Origin of the sequence: Rhodanobacter sp. LX-99 (assembly GCF_018599185.1) — a bacterium.
Classification (GTDB): Bacteria; Pseudomonadota; Gammaproteobacteria; order Xanthomonadales; family Rhodanobacteraceae; genus Rhodanobacter.
Map to the genome: position 1 here is coordinate 1,114,486 of NZ_JAHFVL010000001.1, position 19,440 is coordinate 1,133,925.

Genomic DNA, 19,440 nt, shown 5'->3' on the forward strand with positions numbered 1-19,440 from the left:
GGGCTAGACTAGCGGTCTGTCCAGACCCCACACGGAGCACCCCATGGCCAAGACGCAGACCCAACGCATCGGCATCTTCCTGATGCTGGCCCTGGTGATGGCGGCAACCCGCCTGCATCACTTCAGCGCCCTGCCCGACGCATCGTGGGGCGTGTTCTTCCTGGCCGGCTTCTGGCTGCGCGGTTCCGCTCGCTGGGCGTTCCCGCTGCTGATCGCCGAGGCGGTGCTGGTCGATTTCTACGCGATCACCGGCGCCGGGCTCGATTTCTGGACCCATTACTGCGTCTCGCCGGCGTACTGGACCATGCCGGCGTACTTCGGCGCGCTGTGGTTCGGCGGCAGCTGGCTGGCCCGTCATCAGTCCGGCCTGCGCCTGCCCACGCTGGGCCTGGCCGCGGTGGCGCTGGTAGTCAGCGAGGCGGTCTGCTACCTGATCTCCAACGGCAGCTTCTACTGGCTCAGCGCCAGCGTGCCGCTGCCGCGCAGCTCCACCAGCTGGTTCGCCAACCTCGGCGACTGGTACCTGCCGTTCCTGGGCACCACCGTGCTGTATGTGGGCATCGGCGCCGCGCTGCACGTGGGCGTGACGCTGCTGGCACGCACCCTGCGCGGCGCCAGCCAGCCGGGTCTGAGCCACTAAGCCGGCGCGATGGGCAACCGGCTCTCGAAGATCTACACGCGCACCGGCGACGACGGCAGCACCGGCCTCGGCGACGGCTCGCGGGTGGGCAAGGACTCGCTGCGGGTCAGCGCCTACGGCACGGTGGACGAGCTCAACAGCACGATCGGCATGCTGCTGGCCGCCGACGGCGTCAGCGACCAGGTGCGCGAGGCGCTGACCCAGGTGCAGCACGACCTGTTCGACCTCGGCGGCGAGTTGTGCATTCCCGGCATGGCGATGGTCGAGGACAGCGACATCGACCGCCTGGAAACCGTCCTCGACGCTCTCAACGAACCGCTGCCGCCGCTGAAGGAATTCATCCTGCCCGGCGGCGGCATGGCCGCGGCCTGCGGCCATCTGGCGCGCACGGTATGTCGTCGTGCCGAGCGTGAAGTGATTGCGCTGTCACGGGCGGAAGACATCCGCAACCAGCCGCAACGCTACTTGAACCGGCTGTCCGACCTGCTGTTCGTGATCTCGCGCGTGCTGGCCCGCGCCAGCGGCCACGGCGAAGTGCTGTGGCAGCACGAGCGCCGCCGCAAGCCTTCCACGAAGTAGGCCCGCCGCATGATGCGGCTGTACACCCATCCCGCCTGCCTGCTGCACGACCCCGGCCCGGGCCACGCCGAGCGACCGGCGCGGCTGCACGCGGTGCTGCAGGCGCTGGACCACGACCGTTTCGCCGCGCTCGACCGCATCGAGGCGCCGCAGGCCGTCCGCGAACAGCTGCAGCGCGTGCACGGCGCAGCCCACGTCAGGGAGATCCTGCTCGGTGCGCCACCCGGCGACATGCTCGCCCTGGACCCGGACACCGTGATGGGCCCCGGCTCGACCGAGGCGGCCCTGCGCGCGGCCGGTGCCGTGGTCGCGGCGGTCGACGCGGTGCTTGGCGGCAGTGCGCGGCGCGCGTTCTGCGCGGTGCGTCCGCCCGGCCACCACGCGACGCGCGACCACGCGATGGGCTTCTGCCTGTTCAACAATATCGCGGTGGGCGCCGCCCACGCGCTGGTCGCACACGGCCTGAAGCGGGTCGCGATCGCCGATTTCGACGTGCACCACGGCAACGGCACGCAAGCCATCTTCGAGCACGAGCCGCGCGTGCTGTTCGCCTCCAGCCACCAGTCGCCGCTGTACCCGGACAGCGGCCGCGAGGACGAGCGCGGCGTGGGCAACATCGTCAACGGCACGCTGTCGCCCGGCGCCGGCTCGCATGAATTCCGCGAACTGTGGGACGGCGTGCTGTTGCCGCGGTTGCATGCGTTCAAGCCGCAGCTGGTGCTGGTCTCGGCTGGCTTCGACGCCCACCGCAACGACCCGCTGGCCGACATCCGGCTGGGCCAGGAAGACTACGCGTGGATCACCGAACGCCTGGCGGCGCTGGCCGACGTGCATGCCGGCGGGCGGCTGGTTTCCACCCTGGAAGGCGGCTACGACCTGGCCGCACTGGCCGCCAGCGTGAGCGCACACATCGGCGCTCTCATCGAGTAAAACCCCGCGCAGCGCACTGCGCCCCGCATTGAATCTCCCCCGTTTGGTCCCCGCCCATGCTGAATCCCGGCGTGCAGCGGGAAACGTCTATCTGCCGTCCGGAGGGTCTTTCTGCTAGCTTAACGAGCCTTCGAAGCCGGCAGATTCCCCGTGACGCCCAAGCTACCTCCACGCCGCCTGCTGGCGGTTGCTGCCGCCCTTGCCGTGTTCGGCGGCCAGGCCGACGCCAGCAACGCCCAGATCTCCCCCGCAAGCCCCGCGAACCAGACCGACCTGGCCTGTCCGCTGGGTTCGTTCCACTGTGCGCCGCGCCCGCTCAACTACGCGATGTGCCGGCCCAATGCCCTGCTGGAGTTCTACGATCCCAGCCTGGGCAAGGACACCAGCCTGCGCGAGACCAGCCCGACCCTGGTGCAGGCGCAGCACGTGGACAGCTCCAACCAGTCGGTCTACCACCTGTCCGGTGAAGTGAAGCTGCAACGCGCCGATCAGCAGTTGCAGGCCGAGCGCATCGACTACAACGACGGAAGCACCGACTACGACGCCCGCGGCAACGTGCGCTACCAGGAAGCCGGCCAGCTGCTGGCCGCGTCGCACATGCGCGGCAACACCGAAGCCAGCCGCGGCATCGCCGACGATGTGCGCTACCAGATGCTCGACGCGCGCGGCAACGGCACGGCCGGCCAGGGCCAGATGCTGGACGCGCAGCGCACGCGCTACTCGCAGGCCACCTACTCCACCTGCGACGTCGGCCACCACCTGTGGGAGTTCCGCGCCAAGTCGATCACCATCGACAAGGAAACCGGCGTCGGCGTGGCGCGCAACGCCACCATGCGCCTCGGCAATGTGCCGTTCCTGTACCTGCCGTATTTCAGTTTCCCGGTCGACGACCGCCGCAAGAGCGGCTTCCTCTACCCGACCATCGGCAACACCAGCCGCTCGGGCTACGAGATCAGCACGCCGTACTACCTGAACCTGGCGCCGAACTACGACGCCACGCTGGACCCGCGCATCTACAGCGAGCGCGGCGCGATGCTGGCCGGCGAATTCCGTTATCTGACGCCGGGCAGCCGCGGCCAGCTCAACGTGGAATACGTGCCGAACGACCACGGCGAGAGCGACGGCCTGGCCGACACCAAGGACGACTCCCGCTACCTGGTCAAGTTCTCCGATCGCACGCTGCTGTGGAAGGGCTGGCAGTTCGTGGGCTCGTACAACCATGCCTCGGACAGCAGCTACCTGTACGACTACGGCGACGCCCTGTCCCACGCGGCGGTCTACACGCTGGGCTCGAATGCCGCGATCGTGGGCGGCGGCAAGTGGTGGAACGCCTCCTTCGGCGGCACCATCTACCAGAACGTGAATCCGTTCGTGACCGACCGCGGCCTGCCGTACAGGCAGCTGCCCTACGCGAAGTTCAGCATGGACGTGCCGCTGTCGCGCTGGCTGGAATTCGGCATGGACACCTCGGCGGTGGCGTTCCGCAAGACCGGCTCCGTCGAAGGCCAGCGCGAGGATATCTACCCCTACCTGGCCGCCGATTTCGGCACCTCCGCCTGGTTCGTGCGGCCACGGCTCGCCTACCGCTACACCGCGTACCAGCTGGGCAGCGACTATCAGGATTACGGCTATCGCGGGCCGCTCGGCAGGGGCGCGACCACGCCGTTCGACCAGAAGTCGCCGAGTCGTTCGCTGCCGGTCGTCAGCCTCGACAGCGGGCTGGTGTTCGACCGCAGCACCACGCTGTTCGGCAGCGGCTACACGCAGACCCTGGAGCCGCGCCTGTACTACCTGTACGTGCCGTACCGCAACCAGAACAACCTGCCGCTGTTCGACACCAACGTGATGTCGTTCGACTACTGGCAACTGTTCTCGACCAACCAGTTCTCCGGCGCCGACCGGCAGATGGACGCGAACAACCTCACCGCGGCGCTCACCACCCGCCTGCTCGACGACGGCGGTGTCGAGCGGGTGTCGGCCAGCATCGGCCAGATCCACTATTTCAGCCCGCAGAAAGTGCTGAACACCGACTGGGTGCGCTCGGCCTACGTGGCCCAGCTCGACGTGCAGCTCAGCGACCGCTGGCGCCTGAACAGCGCCTACCAGTGGAGCCCGAACACCCGCCTCACCGACATGGCCGCGGTGCAGCTGCAGCGGCGCCTGCGTACCGACGGCATCTTCAACTTCTCCTACCGTTACCGTCGCGGCCTGCTGGAACAATACAGCGCTTCCGTGGTCTACCCGGTGTCCGAACGCTGGCGGCTGGTGGGCGCGTGGACCTATTCGGTCAAGGACCGCGAGAGCGTCGATGCACTGGCGGGCGTGGAGTACGACAGCTGCTGCGTGTCGCTGCGGCTGGTCGGGCGCAGTTACGTGAACCAGGGCTACTACGGTTTCGGCCCGGTTCCGGCAGGCGGCAATATCAACCATCGCGACAACGCCGTCATGTTCGAGGTGGTTTTCAAGGGGCTGGGCTCCACCGGCGGCCAAATCGATCCACTGCTGCGCCGTGATATTCTCGGCTATCAATAAACGTATTCGCCCCGGCGACCCAGGCTTTCCACTGATGAAGCAATCCCTTGCATCTCTCCTGCTCGCGCTTGCGATCACGCTCCCTGTCCATGCCCAGTTGCTGACGCCGGCCGCGCCGGCCAACCAGCCGCTGGACCGCATCGTGGCCGTGGTCAACGACGACGTGATCCTGCAGAGCGAGCTGAACGACGCCGTGCTTTCGGTGCAGCAGCAGTACGCCGGCCACACCGAGCAACTGCCGCCCATGAACGTGCTGCAGCAGCAGGTGCTCAACCGGCTGGTGCTGATGCGGCTGCAGATCCAGAAGGCACAGGACCAGGGCATCCACGTCTCCGACGCCGACGTCGACCAGGCCATCCAGGGCGTGGCCGAGCAGAACAAGCTCAGCCCCGAGCAGCTGCGTGCCGAGGTGGAGCGCAGCGGCGCCAGCTTCGCGTCGTTCCGCGAGCAGCTGGCTGACCAGATCACCGTGCAGCGGCTGCACCAGAGCGTTGTGCAGGACTCGGTCTCGGTCACCGACAGCGAGATCGACAACCTGCTCAGCAGCCCGACCTACAAGGCCGGCGAAGTGCATCTGGCGCACATCCAGATCAGCATCCCCGGCGGCGCCGACGCCGCCGCGATCCAGGCCAGCCAGGCCAAGGCCGAGCAGGCGCTGGCATCGATCCATGGCGGCATGGATTTCAACGCCGCCGCGATCCGCTACTCCGACGCGCCCGATGCGCTGGAGGGCGGCGACCTCGGCTGGCGCCGGCTGGACGAGATCCCGCCCGCGTTCGCCGACACCATCGCCTCGATGAAGCCCGGCGACGTCAGCCCGGCGCTGCGCGGCCCGACCGGTTTCCACATCCTCAAGCTGGTCGACCAGCGCCAGAGCAGCCGCAAGATGGTCACCGAGCTGCACGCCCGGCAGATCCTGATCAAGCCGAGCGAGCTGCTGACCCCGGCCCAGGCCGAGCAGAAGGCGCAGGACCTGTACCACCGCATCGTCGACAAGCACGAGGACTTCGCCACCCTGGCGAAGGAAAACTCCAAGGACGACACCAGCGCCAATCTCGGCGGCGACATGGGCTGGTTCCCACAGCAGGCATGGGGTCAGGCCATCGCCACGCAGTTGGGCCAGCTGAAGGACAACGAGGTGTCGCAGCCGTTCCAGAGCGCCGCGGGCTGGCACATCCTGCAGCGGCTCGGCGAGCGCCAGAGCGACCAGACCACGCAGATCGAACGCGACCAGGCGCGCCAGGCCATCGGCACCCGCAAGTCCGAGCAGGCCTACGACGACTACCTGCGCGACCTGCGCTCCAACGCCTACGTCGACATCCTGGTGCCCGAGCTACGCGCTGCGGACGATCAGGCTGCCGCCAGCTCGCCGTAAGGCGGTTGGACGCCATGCCATTGCCCCGGCTCGCGCTCACCGCGGGCGAGCCGGCGGGCATCGGCCCCGAACTGCTGATCCGCCTGGCCGCCACGCCGCTGGCGGCAAGTCTGGTGGCGATCACCGACCGCGCCCTGCTGCAACGCGCGGCCTCACGCTGCGGCGCGGCCGTCGAGCTGGTCGATGACGATGGCAGCACACAGGCCACGCGCCGTCCCGGCACGCTGCGCGTACGCCACATGCCGCTGGCCATCGACGAAGTGCCCGGGCAGCCCGATCCGCGCAACGCCCGGCACGTGCTGGACATCCTGGCCGAGGCTGCCGACGGCTGCATGGCCGGCCGCTACGAGGCGGTGGTCACCGCGCCGCTACAGAAGTCCTCGATCAACGACGCCGGCATCCGCTTCAGCGGACACACCGAGTTCTTCGCCGAACGCACGCATGTCGACGTGGTGATGATGCTGGCCAGCCCGGAGCTGCGGGTGGCGCTGGCCACCACCCACCTGCCGCTGGCGGCGGTGTCGGCGGCGATCACGCCGGCCGCGCTGACCCGCACGCTGCGCATCGTGCACGCCGAGTTGCAACGCAAGTTCGGTATCGCCGAGCCGCGCATCGCGGTGCTCGGCCTCAACCCGCACGCCGGCGAAGGCGGCCACCTCGGCCACGAGGAAATCGACACGCTGATCCCGGTATTGAACGTGCTGCGCGGCGAAGGCATGCACCTGCTCGGCCCGCTGCCCGCCGACACCGCGTTCGTGCCGGCGCAACGCGCACGCTACGACGCGGTGCTGGCGATGTACCACGACCAGGCCCTGCCGGTGCTGAAAAGCGAGGCGTTCGACCGTACCGTGAACCTCACCCTCGGCCTGCCGTTCATCCGCACGTCGGTCGACCACGGCACCGCGCTGGACCTGGCCGGCACCGGCCGCGGCGATCCGGCCAGCCTGATCGCCGCGGCGAACATGGCACTCGCACTGGTTCGGCGTAGAAATGAAATGGATGGAGAGGAATGAGAAATGGGTAAAAGCAAAGCTGTCCCACTCGTTTCTCGCTCCTCTCCATTCGCTCCGGTCTTATGAACGCACGCCCCAAGAAAAGCTTCGGCCAGCACTTCCTGCACGACCGGCGCTATGTCGACCGCATCGTCAGCGCGGTGGCGCCGCGGGCGGATGATTTCGTGGTCGAGATCGGCCCCGGCGAGGGTGCGCTGACCCTGCCGCTGCTGGCGGCGGCCGGCAAACTCACCGCGATCGAGCTGGACACCGACCTGATTCCCGCCCTGCAGGCGCGTGCCGCCGCCGCGGGACAACTGCACATCATCCACGCCGACGTGTTGAAGGTGGACTTCAGCGCGCTCGCGCACAGCCATGGCGTGCCGCGGCTGCGCATCGCCGGCAACCTGCCGTACTACATCTCCAGCCCGATCCTGTTCCATTGCATCGAGCACGCCGCGGCGATCCAGGACATGCACTTCATGCTGCAGAAGGAGGTGGTCGAGCGCATGGCCGCCGAGCCGGGCAGCAAGGTGTATGGCCGGCTGTCGGTGATGCTGCAGCTGGCGTGCCGGGTCGAGCCGCTGTTCGACGTGCCGCCGGAAGCGTTCCGCCCGCCGCCGAAGGTGGAGTCCGCCGTGGTGCGGCTGCTGCCGCTGCCGGCCGCCGAACTGCACGACGCGCAGCCCGGGCATGTCTATGCCGTGGTCAAGGCCGCGTTCGGGCAGCGGCGCAAGACGCTGGCCAATGCGCTGAAGCAGTTGCTCGATGCCGACGCGATCCGCCGTGCCGACGTCGATCCGAAGGCGCGCGCCGAAACCCTCGCCCCAGCCGACTTCGTGCGCCTGGCCAAGGTCTACGGCGCTCTCTGACGAGGAAGCGGCACCCCGATCGTGGCCACTCCGCCCCATTCACGGCGACAGGCCTTACAATCCGGGCATGACTGAAAAATCTTCCTACACGATCGACGTGCAGGTCGAAACCCGCTTCGTCCCCGATCAATCGAAGCCCGGTGACAATCGCTACGTTTTCGCCTACACCGTTACCCTGCGCAACGCCGGCGAGATGCCCGCACGCCTGCTCACTCGCCGCTGGATGATCACCGACGCCAACGGCAAGGTGGAGGAAGTGACCGGCGAAGGCGTGGTCGGCGAACAGCCGTGGATGCGGCCCGGCGACGATTTCGAATACACCTCCGGCGCCGTGCTGGAGACCCCGGTTGGCACCATGGGCGGCAGCTACCAGATGCTGGCCGACGACGGCACGGAGTTCGAAGCACCCATTCCGACCTTCACCCTGTCCATTCCGCGTACGCTGCACTGATGGCCCTGCGCTGACATGGCTACGTACGCGATCGGCGACGTGCAGGGCTGCTATCCCGAACTGCAACGCCTGCTCGACAAGTTGCGCTTCGACACGGCGCAGGACCAGTTGTGGTTCTGCGGCGACCTGGTCAACCGCGGCGGGCAATCGCTGGAGACCTTGCGGCTGATCCATGGCCTGCGCGAGTGCAGCGTGGTCACTCTCGGCAATCATGACCTGAGCCTGCTGGCGATCGCCCAGCGCCGGCCCGACGCGCAGGCCCGCGTGAACCCGGAATTGCGCGAGGTACTGTTCGCCGACGACGCGCCGGTGCTGTTCGAATGGCTGCGCTCGCAAAAACTGCTGCACCACGACGAGCAGCTGAACTGGACGATGGTGCACGCGGGCCTGGCACCGATGTGGACGCTGCGCCAGGCGCTGCGTTCCGCCCAGGATGTCGAGCGCGAGCTGTCCAGCCCGCGTCATCCACGGCTGCTGCGCAACCTGTTCGGCAACCGGCCAGCGGTATGGTCGAGCCGGCTGCAGGGACTGGACCGCCAGCGCGCCACCATCAACACGATGACCCGGATGCGCTACTGCGACGTCAACGGCCGCATCGACTTCGAGGCGAAAGGCGTACCCGGCACGCAGAAGGCAGGGCTGTACCCGTGGTTCGAGGTACCCGGCATGCGTCGGCGCGATACCCGCATCGTCTGCGGCCACTGGTCGGCGCTGGGCCGCTTCGCCGGACTCGGCGTGCACGCGATCGACACCGGCTGCGTCTGGGGCGGGCAACTCACCGCGCTGCGGCTGGACGGCGAAGAGCCTCAGTACATCGCGGTCAACGCCGAACCGCATCGCAAGCGGCCGCCCGGCGCCGAGGATTGATTCGGCGCGTATTGAATACGCGCCCATGAAAAACCCCGCCGCAGCGGGGTTTTTCATGGGCGCCGGAACGGCTCAGGCGAGCTGGCCGTGGCAGTGCTTGTACTTCTTGCCCGAACCGCACGGACAGGGATCGTTGCGACCGACCTTGGGGCCGTCGTGCTGCGCGGGCTGCTGCGCCAGGCGCATGCCGGCACCGACCGGTACCTCCGCGTCGCCGCCAAACGCGCCGGCCGGCGGAGCGCCGCCGCCGCTCGCCTGCATCTGCTTCTGCAGCCGATCGGCCAGACGCCGCTGCTCGGCTTCCATCGCGGCGACTTCCTCCTCGCTGCGAATGCGGATCCGCGCCAGCATCTGCACCACTTCGGCCTTGATCCGCTCGAGCATGTCGGAGAACAGCTTGAACGACTCGCGCTTGAACGCCTGCTTCGGGTCCTGCTGCGCATAGCCGACCAGGTAGATGCCCTGGCGCAGGTAGTCCATGCTGGCCAGGTGGTCCTTCCAGGCATTGTCGACCACGGTGAGCATGATGTGCTTTTCCAGCTGGCGCATGGTGTCGGCGCCGATCTGCGCCTCCTTCGCCCGGAACAGCTCGTTCACCCCTTCGCGCACGTGCTCGAGGATCATCCTGGCGTCGATCTCCTGCTGCTGCTCGATCCAGTGCTGCAGGTCGAGCGACAGGCCGAGTTCGCTTTCCAGTTCGCGGTCGAGGCCGGCCAGGTCCCACTGCTCGTCGATGCTGTCGTCCGGCACGTATGCGCGCACCATGCTTTGCACGACGTCGTCGCGGATGTCGGCAACGGTGGCCTGCACCTCCTCGCCGTCGAGCAGTTCGTCGCGCTGGCGGTAGATCACCTTGCGCTGGTCGTTGGCGACGTCGTCGAATTCCAGCAGGTGCTTGCGGATGTCGAAGTTGTGCTGTTCGACCTTGCGCTGGGCCTTCTCGATCTGCCGGCTGATCATGCGATCTTCCAGCGCGTCGTCGTCCTTCATGCCGAAGCGCTTCATCCAGCGCACCAGGCCTTCGCCGCCGAAGATGCGCAGCAGGTTGTCTTCCAGCGACAGGTAGAAGCGCGAGGAGCCCGGGTCGCCCTGGCGGCCGGAACGGCCGCGCAACTGGTTGTCGATGCGCCGCGACTCGTGCCGCTCGGTGCCGATGATGTGCAGGCCGCCGGCGGCAAGCACCTGCTCGTGCAGCTTCTTCCACTCGGTCTTGACGCGCTGGCGATCCAGTTCGCTGGCGTCCTCGGGCAGCGCGGCCATGGCCGCGTCGAGGCTGCCGCCGAGCACGATGTCGGTACCGCGACCGGCCATGTTGGTGGCGATGGTGACCTGGCCGGGCGCGCCGGCCTGGGCCACGATGTGCGCCTCGCGCTCGTGCTGCTTGGCGTTCAGCACTTCATGCGCCACCCCGGCCTTCTTCAGCAGGCCGGACAGCAGCTCGGACACTTCGATCGAGGTGGTGCCGACCAGCACCGGCTGACCGCGCTTGTGGCAGTCCTTGATGTCCTCGATCACCGAACGGTATTTCGGATCCTGCGCCAAGAAGATCATGTCCGCGTTGTCCTTGCGGATCATCGGCTTGTGGGTGGGAATCACCACCACCTCCAGGCCATAGATGCTCTGGAACTCGAACGCCTCGGTGTCGGCCGTGCCGGTCATGCCGGCCAGCTTCTTGTACATGCGGAACAGGTTCTGGAACGTCACCGTGGCCAGCGTCTGGTTCTCGCGCTGGATCGGCACGCCTTCCTTCGCCTCGACCGCCTGGTGCAGGCCGTCGGACCAGCGCCGGCCGGCCAGGGTGCGGCCGGTGAATTCGTCGACGATGATCACCTCGCCGTCGCGGACGATGTAATCCACGTCGCGCTGGTAGATGCCGTTGGCGCGCAAGGCCGCGTTGAGGTGATGCACCACGGCGAGGTTCTTCGAGTCATACAGGCCGCTGTCCTGCTCGATCACGCCGGCCGCGCGCAGCAGCTCGTCGGCGTGCTGCATGCCCGCCTCGGACAGGTGCACCTGCTTCTGCTTTTCGTCGACCCAGTAGTCGCCCTCGCCGTCTTCTTCGGTCTGGCGGATCATCTGCGGCACGATCTTGTTCACCGCGAGGTACAGCTGCGGGGAGTCCTCGGCCGGGCCGGAGATGATCAGCGGGGTGCGTGCCTCGTCGATCAGGATCGAGTCGACCTCGTCGACGATCGCGTAGTGCAGGCCGCGCTGGTAGCGCTGTTCCTTGCTCAGCGCCATGTTGTCGCGCAGGTAGTCGAAACCGAATTCGTTGTTGGTGCCGTAGGTGATGTCGGCGGCATAGGCCGCGTGCTTGTCGGCGTGATCCATGCCCGGATACACCACGCCCACGTTGAGCCCGAGGAAGTTGTACAGCTTGCCCATCTGCGCGGAGTCGCGCCGGGCCAGGTAGTCGTTCACGGTGACCACGTGCACGCCCTTGCCGGCCAGCGCATTCAGGTAGACCGGCAGCGTGCCGACCAGGGTCTTGCCCTCGCCGGTGCGCATCTCGGCGATCTTGCCCTGATGCAGCACCATGCCGCCGATCATCTGCACGTCGTAATGACGCATGCCCAGGGTGCGCTTGGCTGCCTCGCGAACCACCGCAAACGCCTCCGGCAGCAGCTTGTCCAGGGAATCGCCGGCAGCAATGCGCTGCTTGAACTCGTCGGTCTTGCCGCGCAGGGCGTCGTCGCTCAGCTTTTCGAATTCGGGCTCCAGCGCATTGATGCGGTTAACGCTCTTGGAAAGCTGGCGCAATACGCGCTCGTTGCGGCTACCAAACAGGCTCGTCAGGGCACGATTGAACATCGATCTTCCGGGTTGGGAGTGAGTGCCCGCTGCAGGCGCGGGCCAATCGGGCATGTTACTACATGCCAACAGGGCGCCGCCCACGGGGTCAGCCCCTGCCGGGATACGGCCGCTCAAGCCATGCCGATCCCGCCGTCCTGAATGGCGCCGGCCGTGGCGGGATTCAAGGGATGACGGGGCGGAGGCCCGGGGGTCAGCGGTGGTTGCGCACGAACGCCAGCGGATTGACCACGCGGCCGTCGTACCAGACTTCGAAATGCACGTGCGACCCGGTGGAGCGGCCGGTGGAGCCAGCCCGGGCGATCACGTCGCCGACCTGCACATGCTGGCCCGGATGCGCCACCAACGCGCTGTTGTGCGCATAACGGGTCATGTAGCCGTTGCCGTGGTCGATCTCGATCACGTTGCCATAGCCGCTGCGCACTCCGGCAAAGGTCACCATGCCTTCGGCCACGGTATGCACCGGCGTGCCGAGCGGGGTCGAGATATCGATGCCGGTATGCCGCGCCGAGCGGCCATCGAACGGGTCCGCGCGCACGCCGAAATAGGAGGAAATATAGCCCGGCACCGGCATCCCGGTCGGCTTCAGGTTCGACTCGATCTTGGCATCCAGCAACAGGCTCTGCAGCGCCGACAACTGCGCCTGCTGCCGGTCGAACTGGCTGGCCAGCTGGCTGATGCTCTTGTCCAGCACGGGTGGCAGGGCATAGGCGCTGCTGCCGGCATCCTCGATGCCGCCCACCGCCGGCTGCTGGTCGAAATCGAACTCGCCATCGTCGAGCTTGCCGACCTCGGCCAGCCGCTCGCCCAGGGCATTCAGACGGGTCGATTGGGCCTGCAGCTGGCCCAGTTTCACGGCCAGCGCGTCGAGGCCACGCTGGGCATCCTGGCGCACCCCGCCCAGTTGGGCATTCTGCTGCTGGATCTGTTGCTGCAGGTCGTGGATCTCGGCCAGTGCCCGATCACGCGGGCTGGCCACCAGCATGGCCAGCGCCACGCCGGCCCCCATGCAACCGAGTACCGCCAGCGAGGCCACCGAAATCAGCTTCCAGCGCAGGCGCCGGTTCGCCAGGTCGAGGGTCTTCGGTAATTTCCTGGCACGTGATACGAGTATGATTTGCATGTCTTTCCAAGATCGAATTCCGGCACCATGCAACGCGCCACCCCGGCCACTTCCCGCCGCACCGGCAACGGACCGAAGTCCCTCGCCGACTGCGGCTCCTTCGCGACACTGGCCCGAAAGGCCGGTGCGCTGGAAGCACTGGACCGCGCACTGCGCCAGACGTTGCCATCGCCATTGCGCGAGCAGGTGAGATTCGCCAACCTGCGCAACGACCGCCTCGTCTTCCTGGCGTCTTCACCGGGCTGGGCATCGCGTCTGCGCTTGATGCAGACACAAATCCTTGCCGCCGCACATGCCATTGGCACCTGCGCCAGTTCAGTCACCGTGAAAGTGGTCCCCCCACCACCGGCAGCAATAACGCCGGACCGGTCGAAACCGCTTTCGCCCGCCGCCGCCGCCCACCTCAGGGCCGCCGCCGCGTCATTCACAGACCCCGAATGGCAGGTACTGTTCCTTGAGCTGGCGTCCTTCGCCGAAACCGCTGATTCCCCCTTGCCCGAGGCGGACTGACCGCCCCGGTCCGTGTCCCGGAGACGGGTTTATAGCATGCCGTTTGTTAAGGAATAACCCCCGATGTCATGGAGTCGTGAAGCGCAACGCGGCAGAAATGCAGTGTGCATCACAAAAAACGGCCATGTCTCGCGACACGGCCGTTTTCAGTGAAGGGTTTGTAGAGGAGCGAACTTGGCTCAGATCGCCTGTGCCGGGTGGGCGTAGGAGATCGGCGAGGTGGCCGGGTCGTCCTGGTAGCTGACCTCTTCCCACGCCGAGGCATCGGCCATCAGCGTGCGCAGCAGCTTGTTGTTGAGCTCATGGCCCGACTTGTGCGCGTGATAGGCGCCGATCAGGCTATGGCCGAGCAGGTACAGGTCGCCGATCGCGTCGAGGATCTTGTGCTTGACGAACTCGTCCTCGTAACGCAGGCCGTCTTCGTTCAATACGCGGTAGTCGTCCAGCACCACCGCATTGTCCATCGAGCCGCCCAGCGCCAGGTTGTGTTCGCGCAGCATCTCGATGTCGCGCATGAAGCCGAAAGTGCGCGCGCGGCTCACTTCCTTGACGAAGGACGTGGTGGAAAAGTCGATCTCGGCACGCGAGGTGCGCTGGCTGATGATCGGGTGATTGAAGTCGATCGAGAAGCCCACCTTGAAGCCTTCGAACGGCTCGAAGCTGGCCCACTTGTCGCCTTCCTGCACCTTCACCGGCTTCTTGATGCGGATGAAACGCTTGGCCACGTTCTGCTCTTCGATGCCTGCGGATTGCAGCAGGAAGACGAACGGACCGGCGCTGCCGTCCATGATCGGCACTTCCGGCGCGGACAGGTCGACATAGGCATTGTCGATGCCCAGGCCCGCCATCGCCGAGAGCAGATGCTCGACCGTGGAGACGCGCACGTCACCGTTGACCAGCGTGGTGGACAGCCGGGTATCGCCGACGTTGTCCTGGCGGGCGCGAATATCCACCGGCGGGTCGAGGTCGGTGCGGCGGAACACGATGCCGGTATTCGGCGCCGCAGGACGCAAGGTCATGTACACCTTGTCACCCGTATGCAGACCGACGCCGGTCGCCCGGATGACGTTCTTAAGCGTACGCTGCTTGATCATTGTAGTTGGTACCTGTGTAGGCAGCAGCCAATCAGGAGCGGATGCTAACACAGTTTTAACCTGTGATAAAAGCAAACCGTACCGTACAGTCTGATTAAGCCTTCATGTTTCTTTCATCCTTGGAAGTGATGGGCGTCCGCTGCGGTTTTTTCCCGATAAACGACAGTTCGACACGATGCCCCGCGCCTGGGACGGGAATCCGGCACGGGGCATCGGACCGACCGTCACGGTCGAACCCGCGGCGGCTGGCCGTGCGTCTTCCCGACGCACAGTCTTGCTATATACAACGGTGAACGGAGCCCTGGTACGACCGCCACTCCTCACATCTCACGCATGATGCGACCAGCGGAAACCGATTAACGGGCACGATAGAAGCAGTGACCGACCCAACGGGCATTTGTTCAATATTTTCGCACCTCCTTAACCTGCGCAACCTGCCAGAAGTCAGCCTGCCATCAGTCGGCCTGGCGGCGCAGGAACGCCGGAATGTCCAGGTAATCGAAGCCCGGTTCGGCATTCTTCGCCGGTGCCGCGGGTTCCGCACGGCTGTGACTGACCGCCATGTCCGGCTGCGCATAATCGACCACCTCGTTGCCGGTGCCGGTACGCAGCACGACCGGGCGCGGCCGCATCTGCACCTGCTGGGTCTCGACCATGCGGATCGGCGGCTGCTGGCGCGAGGCCATCGCCCGATTGAGGCCGGTGGCGACCACGGTGACCCGCACGTCGTCCTTCATTTCCGGATCGAGCGAGGTGCCCATCACCACGGTGGCATCCTCGCTGGCGAAGTCGTGGATGATACGGCCGATCTCGTCGAACTCGCGCATGGTCAGGTTCGGGCCGGCGGTGACGTTGACCAGAATACCGCAGGCGCCGTTGAGGTTGACGTCTTCCAGCAGCGGGTTCTTGATCGCCGCCTCGGCCGCCGCCTGGGCACGGTCGTCGCCGCGGGCGGTGCCCGAGCCCATCATCGCCAGGCCCATCTCCGACATCACGGTGCGCACGTCGGCGAAGTCGACGTTGATCAGGCCAGGGGCGGTGATCAGGTCGGCGATGCCCTGCACGGCGCCCTGCAGCACGTCGTTGGCGGCCTTGAACGCGTTGAGCAAGGTGACCTCGCGGCCGAGCACGCTGAGCAGCTTCTCGTTCGGCACGGTGATCAGCGAGTCGACGTGCTGCGACAGGTCCTCGATGCCCTTCAGGGCGACCTGCATGCGCCGACGGCCCTCGAACGGGAACGGCTTGGTCACCACCGCCACGGTGAGGATGCCCTTTTCCTTGGCCAGCTGCGCCACCACCGGCGCCGCGCCGGTACCGGTGCCGCCGCCCATGCCGGCGGTGATGAACACCATGTCGGCGCCCTCGAGCATCGCCTCGATCCGCTCGCGATCCTCCAGCGCGGCCTGCCGGCCGACCTCGGGGTTCGCGCCGGCGCCGAGACCCTTGGTCACGTTGCCGCCCAGCTGCAGGTGGGTGCGAGAGCCGCAGCTGCTCATTGCCTGGGCGTCGGTGTTGGCGACGACGAATTCCACGCCTTCGATGTTGGCATTCAGCATGTGTGCCACGGCATTGCCGCCGCCGCCGCCCACGCCGATCACTTTGATGACTGCATTGGGTGCGAGTTTATCGATCAGTTCAAACATTTCCCGTCCTCCGTAGAGTTGTTGTCGTTGTAACCACGGAACGCGACTCCTGCCGGTCCGTGGTGGTGGGCGAACGTCCTTCTGCCCGTGGCGGCGCCTCCTGCGCCGCCTGGAAAAATCGTCATCAGAAATTCCGGGTGAGCCAGCCGCGCAACTTGCCGACCAGGCCACCGACGCTGCCGCCGCCCGAACCGCCCATGCGCGTGCCGCCGGCGCGCGAGCCGTGCAGCAGCAAGCCCACGCCGGTGGCGTGCAGCGGACTGGAAACGACTTCGCCGAGGCCGTCGATCTGCTGCGGCACGCCGATGCGCACCATCTTGTGGAAGATCTCCTCGGCCAGCTCCAGCGCGCCTTCCATCTTCGAGGCGCCGCCGGTCAGCACCACGCCGGCCGCGACCAGGCTCTCGTAGCCGGAGCGGCGCAGCTGGTCCTGCACCATCTCGAAGATCTCCTCGTAGCGCGCCTGCACGCTCTGCGCCAGCGACTGCCGCGCCAGCCGGCGCGGCGGGCGGTCGCCCACGCTGGGCACCTGGATGGTTTCCTCGGCGTGCGCCAGCCCGGTCTGCGCGCAGGCGTACTTGATCTTGATCTCCTCCGCGTGCGCGGTCGGCGTGTGCACGCCGTAGGCGATGTCGCTGGTGACCTGGTCGCCGCCGACCGGCAGCGAGGCGGTGTAGCGGATCGAGCCCTGGGTGTAGATCGCGATGTCGGTGGTGCCGGCGCCGATGTCGACCAGGCACACGCCCAGCTCGCGCTCGTCGTCGGTCAGCACCGCCTTCGCGCTGGCGACGGCCGACGGCACCAGCTCGTCCACGGTGAGGCCGCAGCGCTGGATGCACTTGGTGACGTTCTGCACCGCCGCCGCCGCGCCGGTGACCAGGTGCACGTTCGCCTCCAGCCGCACGCCGCTCATGCCGATCGGCGCACGGATGCCGTCCTGGCCGTCGATGCGGTATTCCTGCGACTCCTTGTAGAGCACCTTGCGGTCGGCCGGGATCGCCACCGCGCTGGCCGCCTCCAGCACCTGCTCCAGGTCGCTGGCGGTGACTTCGCGGTCGCGGATCGCCGCGTTACCGTGCGAGTTGCGGGTTTCCAGGTGGCTGCCGGAGATCGACGCGTAGACCGAGCGGATGTCGCAGCCGGCCATCAGCTCGGCTTCCTCCACCGCGCGCTGGATCGAGTGCACGGTCGATTCGATGTCGACCACCGAGCCGCGCTTCATGCCGCGCGAGACGTGGGTGCCGATGCCGATCACGGTGATCGGTTCGCCCGGCTCGTACTCGCCGACGATCGCCACCACCTTCGAAGTGCCGATGTCGAGCCCGACCACCAATTGCTTGTCATTGCGCGGCTTCATGAGCGGGGCGAACCTCCAGCGTTGACGGCGGCCGTCTGCGGCCAGCGCACGGCGAATCCATTGGTGTAGCGAAGATCGGCATAGGCGAAGCCGTCGCTGTGGCCGGCGATCAGCTGCGGGTAGACGTCGAGGAAGCGACGCAGCCGGCGCCCGGCGTATTCGCGGTCGCCGATCACGATCTGCGCGCCGTCCGCCATGCTCACGCTCCAGCTGCCGCGGTCGGTCAGCGCCACGCCGGTGATCTGCAGTTGAGTGCCGGCAAAGGCCTTGCGGGTTTCCGCATAGAAGCTGACCACCTCGGCCAGTCGCGCATCCGGGCCATGCAGGCTCGGCAGCGCGCCGACGCCATCCATGCCCGGCGCGTCGAACACCAGACCCTGCCGGCTGATCAGCTGCCTGTCGTTCCAGCGGGCGAACGGCTGGCGCTCGTAGATGCGCAACTGCAAGGTGTCCGGCCAGCGCTTGCGCGCCTCGACCGACTCCACCCACGGCAGCGCGGCGACGGCCTTCTGCACCGCATCGAGATCCAGCGCGAAGAAACCCTTGCCCAGGCGCGGCCGCACCGCGGCGCGGATGTCGTCCGCGCTGAGGTGCTTGAACTCGGCCTGCACCGTCAACTGGGTCACCGGCCAGCGCCCGGCCGCAAACCACCCGCGCAGCACGCCGACGATCGGCAGCGCGACCAGCGCGATGGCGAGGCACCAGGCGACGAGGCGGATGGTTCCTTTCACATGCCCTCCCGGAAACTGGTTTCCAGCACGCGCCAGCACAGTTCCTGGTAGTCGATGCCGGCCGCCTTGGCCGCCTTCGGCACCAGCGAGTGCGAGGTCATGCCCGGCGCGGTGTTCACTTCCAGCAGCCAGTTGCGGCCGGCGCGATCGCGCATCACGTCGACGCGGCCCCAGCCGGCACAACCCAGCGCATCGAACGCCTGCAGCGCCAGGGCGCGCAGCTCTGCCTCGGCGTCGCCTTCGAGGCCGGGGCACAGGTACAGCGTGTCCTCGGCGATGTACTTCGCGTTGTAGTCGTAGAACGCACCCTTCGGCACGATGTGGATGCTGGGCAGTACCTGGCGGCCGAGGATGCCGACGGTCAGCTCGTCACCCTCGATCAGGGTTTCCATCAGCAGGTCGCCCGGATACTTCGCGGCCAGCTCGACCGCCTGGTCGAGCTGCGATTCCTCGAACACGCGGGTGACGCCCACGCTGGAACCCTCGCAGGCCGGCTTCACGATCAACGGGAAGCCGATCTGCTTCGCCGCCGCGTGCACATCCGCGCCGCGCGGCAAGGCCACGAACTTCGGCGTCGGCAGGCCAAGCGACTGCCACACGCGCTTCGAACGCGTCTTGTCCATCGACAACGCCGAACCAAGCACGCCCGAACCGGTGTACGGCACGTTCATCGCTTCCAGCGCGCCCTGCAGCACGCCGTCTTCGCCGCCGCCATGCTGGCCGTGCAGGATGTTGAACACGCGCGCGAAGCGGTCGGTGCGCAGCGCGTCGAGCAGCGCCGGGATGCCGTCGACCGCATGCGCGTCCACGCCGCGCGCCTTGAGCGCTTCCAGCACGTTGCGGCCGGAATCCAGCGAGACTTCGCGCTCGGCCGAGCTGCCGCCCATCGCCACGGCGACACGGCCGAACTGCGCTGGATTTGTCACCTTCATG

General features: G+C 67.1%; 17 protein-coding genes. 10 read left to right on the forward strand and 7 right to left on the reverse strand.

The genetic code is table 11. From position 1 onward, the window contains the following. The first annotated feature begins 43 nt into the window (after positions 1-43). From KK131_RS05390 to KK131_RS05430, 9 genes are all read left to right on the forward strand, one after another. Entirely contained in the window at positions 44-640 is a 597-nt protein-coding gene (locus KK131_RS05390; protein ID WP_214555668.1) for a hypothetical protein, read from the forward strand. Positions 641-649: 9 nt separating this feature from the next. Then, entirely contained in the window at positions 650-1,219 is a 570-nt protein-coding gene (locus KK131_RS05395) for a cob(I)yrinic acid a,c-diamide adenosyltransferase (RefSeq protein ID WP_214555669.1), read from the forward strand. A 9-nt stretch (positions 1,220-1,228) separates the two neighbouring features. Then, positions 1,229-2,149: a histone deacetylase family protein gene (locus KK131_RS05400; protein WP_214555670.1), complete on the forward strand. Its 921-nt coding sequence runs from the start codon at positions 1,229-1,231 to the stop codon at positions 2,147-2,149. Positions 2,150-2,299: 150 nt separating this feature from the next. Continuing rightward, the gene (gene lptD / locus KK131_RS05405; RefSeq protein WP_214555671.1) at positions 2,300-4,681 is read left to right on the forward strand and encodes an LPS assembly protein LptD; all 2,382 of its coding nucleotides are present in this window, start codon (positions 2,300-2,302) and stop codon (positions 4,679-4,681) included. A 34-nt stretch (positions 4,682-4,715) separates the two neighbouring features. Further along, positions 4,716-6,056, forward strand: coding sequence for a peptidylprolyl isomerase (locus tag KK131_RS05410; protein WP_214555672.1), 1,341 nt, complete (start codon positions 4,716-4,718; stop codon positions 6,054-6,056). A gap of 14 nt (positions 6,057-6,070) precedes the next feature. After that, a complete protein-coding gene (gene pdxA / locus KK131_RS05415; protein ID WP_214555673.1) occupies positions 6,071-7,069 on the forward strand; it encodes a 4-hydroxythreonine-4-phosphate dehydrogenase PdxA in 999 nt (332 codons plus the stop codon). Between the two features lie 62 nt (positions 7,070-7,131). Next, entirely contained in the window at positions 7,132-7,920 is a 789-nt protein-coding gene (rsmA, locus tag KK131_RS05420) for a 16S rRNA (adenine(1518)-N(6)/adenine(1519)-N(6))-dimethyltransferase RsmA (protein WP_214555674.1), read from the forward strand. A gap of 67 nt (positions 7,921-7,987) precedes the next feature. Beyond that, positions 7,988-8,371: a Co2+/Mg2+ efflux protein ApaG gene (gene apaG / locus KK131_RS05425; RefSeq protein WP_007509311.1), complete on the forward strand. Its 384-nt coding sequence runs from the start codon at positions 7,988-7,990 to the stop codon at positions 8,369-8,371. A gap of 15 nt (positions 8,372-8,386) precedes the next feature. After that, positions 8,387-9,238, forward strand: a complete 852-nt coding sequence (locus KK131_RS05430) for a symmetrical bis(5'-nucleosyl)-tetraphosphatase (RefSeq protein ID WP_214555675.1) — start codon at positions 8,387-8,389, stop codon at positions 9,236-9,238. Positions 9,239-9,310: 72 nt separating this feature from the next. On the opposite strand, the gene secA is transcribed toward KK131_RS05430, so the two are convergent. Together secA and KK131_RS05440 are read right to left on the reverse strand one after the other, a co-directional pair. Beyond that, positions 9,311-12,049: a preprotein translocase subunit SecA gene (gene secA, locus KK131_RS05435; RefSeq protein ID WP_214555676.1), complete on the reverse strand. Its 2,739-nt coding sequence runs from the start codon at positions 12,047-12,049 to the stop codon at positions 9,311-9,313. 193 nt (positions 12,050-12,242) lie between these two features. Further along, entirely contained in the window at positions 12,243-13,172 is a 930-nt protein-coding gene (locus KK131_RS05440) for a M23 family metallopeptidase (protein ID WP_214555677.1), read from the reverse strand. Positions 13,173-13,199: 27 nt separating this feature from the next. On the opposite strand from KK131_RS05440, the gene KK131_RS05445 reads away from it, so the two are divergent. Continuing rightward, positions 13,200-13,682: a DUF721 domain-containing protein gene (locus KK131_RS05445; protein ID WP_214555678.1), complete on the forward strand. Its 483-nt coding sequence runs from the start codon at positions 13,200-13,202 to the stop codon at positions 13,680-13,682. A gap of 179 nt (positions 13,683-13,861) precedes the next feature. On the opposite strand, the gene lpxC is transcribed toward KK131_RS05445, so the two are convergent. The 5 genes from lpxC to KK131_RS05470 all read right to left on the reverse strand — a co-directional run bounded on the left by lpxC (position 13,862) and on the right by KK131_RS05470 (position 19,439). Next, positions 13,862-14,776: a UDP-3-O-acyl-N-acetylglucosamine deacetylase gene (gene lpxC, locus KK131_RS05450; RefSeq protein ID WP_214555679.1), complete on the reverse strand. Its 915-nt coding sequence runs from the start codon at positions 14,774-14,776 to the stop codon at positions 13,862-13,864. 455 nt (positions 14,777-15,231) lie between these two features. Next, positions 15,232-16,419: a cell division protein FtsZ gene (gene ftsZ, locus KK131_RS05455; protein ID WP_214555680.1), complete on the reverse strand. Its 1,188-nt coding sequence runs from the start codon at positions 16,417-16,419 to the stop codon at positions 15,232-15,234. 124 nt (positions 16,420-16,543) lie between these two features. After that, positions 16,544-17,776, reverse strand: a complete 1,233-nt coding sequence (gene ftsA, locus KK131_RS05460) for a cell division protein FtsA (RefSeq protein WP_056387557.1) — start codon at positions 17,774-17,776, stop codon at positions 16,544-16,546. Continuing rightward, positions 17,773-18,507: a cell division protein FtsQ/DivIB gene (locus KK131_RS05465; protein WP_214555681.1), complete on the reverse strand. Its 735-nt coding sequence runs from the start codon at positions 18,505-18,507 to the stop codon at positions 17,773-17,775. The genes ftsA and KK131_RS05465 overlap by 4 nt, the downstream gene beginning before the upstream one ends. Then, complete coding sequence (locus KK131_RS05470) at positions 18,504-19,439, reverse strand: D-alanine--D-alanine ligase (RefSeq protein ID WP_214555682.1); 936 nt, start codon at positions 19,437-19,439, stop codon at positions 18,504-18,506. Before KK131_RS05470 ends, KK131_RS05465 begins: the two co-directional genes overlap by 4 nt. Position 19,440 lies beyond the last annotated feature (1 nt).